The organism is uncultured Cetobacterium sp., assembly GCF_947039425.1.
Lineage (GTDB): Bacteria > Fusobacteriota > Fusobacteriia > Fusobacteriales > Fusobacteriaceae > Cetobacterium_A.
Genome location: NZ_CAMQYW010000127.1, coordinates 1 through 5,167, shown reverse-complemented (window position 1 = coordinate 5,167; position 5,167 = coordinate 1). Strand labels below are relative to the sequence as shown.

5 protein-coding genes are annotated in these 5,167 nt (G+C 27.2%); 3 read left to right on the top strand and 2 right to left on the bottom strand.

The window, feature by feature from the left end; all coding sequences use genetic code 11:
• Both earP and Q0V09_RS07340 read right to left on the bottom strand, forming a co-directional pair.
• On the bottom strand, positions 1–740 hold a 740-nt coding region (earP, locus tag Q0V09_RS07345), incomplete at its 3' end, for an elongation factor P maturation arginine rhamnosyltransferase EarP (protein ID WP_297488027.1).
• A 13-nt stretch (positions 741–753) separates the two neighbouring features.
• Positions 754–1,746: an NADH:flavin oxidoreductase gene (locus Q0V09_RS07340; protein WP_297488024.1), complete on the bottom strand. Its 993-nt coding sequence runs from the start codon at positions 1,744–1,746 to the stop codon at positions 754–756.
• A 131-nt stretch (positions 1,747–1,877) separates the two neighbouring features.
• On the opposite strand from Q0V09_RS07340, the gene Q0V09_RS07335 reads away from it, so the two are divergent.
• The 3 genes from Q0V09_RS07335 to Q0V09_RS07325 form a co-directional block, all read left to right on the top strand.
• Positions 1,878–3,497: an ABC-F family ATP-binding cassette domain-containing protein gene (locus Q0V09_RS07335; protein ID WP_297405858.1), complete on the top strand. Its 1,620-nt coding sequence runs from the start codon at positions 1,878–1,880 to the stop codon at positions 3,495–3,497.
• Positions 3,498–3,575: 78 nt separating this feature from the next.
• Positions 3,576–4,343 (top strand): sulfite exporter TauE/SafE family protein, encoded by a 768-nt coding sequence (locus Q0V09_RS07330; protein WP_297488021.1) that lies wholly within the window; start codon positions 3,576–3,578, stop codon positions 4,341–4,343.
• Positions 4,344–4,366: 23 nt separating this feature from the next.
• Positions 4,367–5,167, top strand: an 801-nt coding sequence (locus Q0V09_RS07325) for a radical SAM protein (RefSeq protein ID WP_297488018.1), incomplete at its 3' end; no start/stop codon positions are given.

Here is a 5,167-nt window from a genome sequence, read left to right as displayed (position 1 = left end):
TGTATATTTTCATATACGTACTCATCTTCTGATAATTTTTGAACTTCTATATTTTTTAAAAGGTTTTGAAAACTTTCTTTAGTTTTTTCACCCATAACTAACAACATATTTTCTTTTTTATTTTTCAATAATGCTTCTATTAAAGGAAGAAAGTTCTTTTCATAACTAAATATACTTCCAACTAACATATTTTCTTTATAGTAATTTCCAAAATATTTTTCTTTATATTCTGTTTTGTTTTTTAAAACTTTATGTTTTCTCTCTAAGAATAATGAATCAGCCATTACTCCTCCAGATTTCTCACTAAATCCAGGCATAAAAAAGAATTTTTTTAATTTTTTAGCACCCATTAAAGATTCCATTCCATGAATATCCTCAATCCACTTTTCACCTGATAAATACTCCAAATTTAAAAGTAAGCTTGATTCCTCTTTCGCCTTTTCTAGATACCCTTGAAAAACATTACATCCAAAGGCTTCTATTATAACATTTGCAGGAGAAAAAGTACATATATTTTTAGTTAAAAACTCTTCCGTGATATAAATAATTCCGTCGATTTCTTGACATTGAATATCCTCTACTCTCTTATTAAGTTTTTTAAACTCATCTAATCTATTTAGTATCACTCTTATCTCTATATTATCTTTATATAATTTTTTCATCTCTTTTGCTAATCTATAGACAACTCCAATATCGCCATAATTATCTATTATTTCACAAAATATATCTAAACTTTTCATTTCCATAATCTTCCTATTTTTCCATTCTTTTTTTATAGTTTTTCTCAGCATATTTTACCCAATTAGGTCTTGCTATCATTGCTCTTCCAACTGCAACTAAATCAAGCATTTTATTTTCAATTAAGTAACTTGCTTGTTCCTCTGTTTTTATATTTTTAACTCCTATTATAGGAATATTAACCTCTTTTTTAATTTCACATCCCATATAAACAATCCAATCATAATTAAAATCTTTAGGTTTATCAACTTTTTCAACTTGTTTTTTCTCTGGATCAGGAACCCCTGAAGAAATATGTATTAAATCTACACCTATCTTTTCTAAGTATTTAGCTATTTTTATTCCATCTTGCAAAGTAGGTTCATTCCCGCCCATTCTATATCCTAAAATAAAATTTTCATTAAACAAATCTCTCGTTCTTTCAATTAACTCTTTAGTAAAAAACATTCTTTTTTCAAATGTTCCTCCATATTTATCTGTTCTTATATTCCATAATCTTGAATTTAATTGAGATATTAAATATGTATGTGCTCCATGTATTTCAACTCCATCAAATCCTGCTAGTTTTGCCCTTTTAAAAGCTTCTATAAATTGTTCTAATATTCTATCTAAAACATTTTCATCTACACTAGCTATTCCATCTTTAAATCCTGCATGATGAATTTGAATTAACATTGGAACTTTATACTTTTTTCCAATAGAAGATATTTTTTTTAAACCTTCTATAAAAGAATCATCCCAAATACCTATTTGATTTTCTCTTAACTTTCCATCTTCTGCTACACAAGAAGCTTCAACTATTATTAATCCTACTCCACCCTCTGCTACATCTTCATACCACTGCTCTAACTCTTTAGTTACCTTTCCATCTTTTCCTACCATTGAAAATCTAACTAAAGGAGGTAAAACTACTCTATTTTTTATTTCAATATTTTTTATTCTTAAAGGAGTAAATAAATTCACTATTTTCCCTCGCTTTCCTATATGTTTTATAAAATATATTATCATAATTTTTATAAAAAAGAAAATATAATATATTTGTGATTATTAAAATTCATGCTATAATATAAACAATATGTTTTGAATTTAGGTTTTAAATTAATATTAAATTAATATAAATATTTAGGAGGAAAGTTTTAATGATAGCAACTAGCAATCTTGGTATGAGATTTTCTGGAAAGAAACTTTTTGAGGATGTAAGTGTTAAATTTACACCTGGAAATTGTTATGGACTTATTGGTGCAAACGGAGCTGGAAAATCAACATTTGTTAAAATCCTTTCAGGAGTTTTAGATGCCACTGAAGGAGAAGTTATATTCGATAAAAAGAAAAGAATGGCAGTTCTTAATCAAAATCACTTCGCTCACGAAGATGATACTGTTATAAATGTAATTTTAATGGGACATAAGAAATTATGGACAATTATTGAGGAAAGAAATGCGATATACTCTAAAGAGGAGTTCTCTGATGAAGATGGAATGAGAGCTGCTGAACTTGAAGGAGAATTTGCAGAATTAAATGGATGGGAAGCTGAAATGGAAGCTGAAATGCTTTTAACTGGTCTTGGAATCGTAGCTGAAAACCACTACAAATTAATGAGAGAATTAAGTGAATCAGATAGAGTTAAAGTGTTACTTGCACAAGCTTTATTTGGAAGACCTGACGTTCTTCTTTTAGACGAGCCTACAAATGGTCTTGATATTCAAGCTATTGCTTGGCTTGAGAATTTCTTAATGGGACTAGAAGATACAACTGTTATTGTTGTTTCACATGACAGACACTTCTTAAACAAAGTTTGTACTCATATTACAGACATTGATTATGGAAAGGTTAAAATGTATGTTGGTAACTATGATTTCTGGTATGAATCAAATCAATTAATGCAATCATTAATAAATAATAAAAATAAAAAACTTGATCAAAAAAGACAAGAACTTCAAGAATTTATTGCTAGATTCAGTGCTAACGCATCAAAATCTAAGCAAGCTACTTCAAGAAAGAAACAACTTGATAAATTACAACTAGAAGATATGCAAGTTTCAAATAGAAAATATCCATTTGTTGAATTCAAACCTGAAAGAGATGCTGGAAACAATCTTCTTAAAGTTGAAAACCTTACTAAAACTCTTGATGGAGTTAAAGTTCTTGATAATGTATCATTTACTATAAATACAAATGATAAAGTTGTATTCATCTCTGAAAATGATAATGTTAAGACAGCCTTATTTAATATATTATCTGGAGAAATGGAAGCTGATTCTGGAACATATACTTGGGGAGTTACAGTTACAAACTCATATATGCCAAAAGATAACTCAGAATTCTTTACTAATCCAGATTTAGATTTAGTTGATTGGCTAAGACAATATTCACCTGATCAACACGATGCCTTTGTTAGAGGTTTCTTAGGTAGAATGTTATTCTCTGGAGAAGACGCTACTAAGAAAGCAAAAATTCTTTCTGGAGGAGAAAAAGTAAGATGTATGTTATCTAGAATGATGTTAACAAATGCTAACGTTTTAATATTTGATAATCCTACTGACCACTTAGATCTAGAATCAATTACATCATTAAACAAAGCGTTAACTAGCTTTAAAGGAACTATTTTATTTGGTGCACATGACCATGAATTTATTCAAACTGTTGCAACAAGAATTATTGAGATAACTCCAAAAGGTATTGTTGACAAACTTATGGAATATGATGATTATATTGCAGATGAAGACTTACAAGAAAAAATAAAAGAAATGTACAATTAATAAATTTAATTTGACAGAGGTCTCTGACCTCTGTTTTTAATAATTTTACTTTAAATTTAATTCTTTAAGGGGGGCTACATGTTTTTTATATACTTTTTAACATCAATTATCGCTACTAGTTTAGGAGCCTTAGCTGGATTAGGCGGAGGAGTTATTATTAAACCTGTCTTAGATACACTTGGGACTTATGATCTTGGAACTATTGGAATTTTATCATCCTTTACTGTCTTTTCAATGGCTATTGTTTCTATTTTTAAACAAGTTAAATGTGGTTTTAAAATTGAATTGAGAATGATTATTTTAGCTGTTGGTTCTATTTTAGGTGGTGGTCTTGGACAAGAACTTTTTGATATCTTTTTAAATTTCATTTCAAATGACCGAATTAGTATGGGGATACAATCATTAATATTAGCATCTCTTTTAATTGGAGTTCTTTTTAAAAATAAACTTCCTAAATATCATATTAAACACCCTATTTTTATATTATTTTTAGGAATAATCTTAGGTGCTACTGCATCATTTTTAGGAATTGGTGGTGGGCCAATTAATGTGGCTATCCTTGTAATGTTTTTATCTATTCCTATTAAAGAGGCTGCAACTAATTCTGTTTTTATAATTCTTTTATCTCAATTCTCAAAATTATTTTTAATTGGAATTAGTGGTTCTTTAATGAACTATAATTTAACTATGCTTCCTTACATGATTATTGGTGGAATTAGTGGAGGTTTAATTGGAAGTAAATTAAATAAATCCTTAACTTACAAATCAATTGAAAGCATTTTTAATTTTTCATTAATTGGAATAATTGCACTAAATCTATTTAATGCTTATAAAGCTTTTCTATAATTTTTAATATGGGGGATATACATATGAATAATTTAAACTTACTTATTAAGCCATCATCTGGAAATTGTAATATAAATTGTAATTACTGTTTTTATAGTGATGTTACAGATAATAGAATCACAAAAAACTACGGTTATATGACAAAAGAAATTGCTAAAAAATTAATTTTTGAGGCTTTTAATACTGATGCCAAAACTATCAATTTCGCATTTCAAGGTGGAGAACCTACTCTAATTGGAATAGATTTTTTTAAATCTTTTCATAATTTTGTAAATAAACTAAATACTAAAAATACTATTGTTAATTTTAGTATTCAAACAAATGGAATCTTAATTAATAAAAAATGGATTGAACTTTTTAAAAAATATAATTATTTAGTTGGAGTATCCCTTGATGGAAATAAACACGTCCATGACACATTTAGAAAAACTTTTAAAAAAGAGGGAACTTTCTCTCAAGTATATAAAAATATAAAACTATTACAAAAAAATAATATTAATTTTAATATACTTTCTGTTGTTAATAAAAACACTGTAAAATATTCCCATGAAATCTACTCTTTTTTTAAAAAATCACATTTTAAATATCTTCAATTTATTCCTTGTTTAGATAAATTAAATGGAGATTTTAATGAAGATTTTTCATTAACTCAAGAGGCTTATGGAGAATTTCTACATAACACTTTCCAATTATGGTATGAAGATTTTAAAAATGGAAAGTATGTAAGTATTAGATTTTTTGATAATTTAATATCCTTAATATTAAATAACCAACCTGAATCTTGTGATATGGTTGGTCATTGCAGTATTAATACTGTGGTTGAA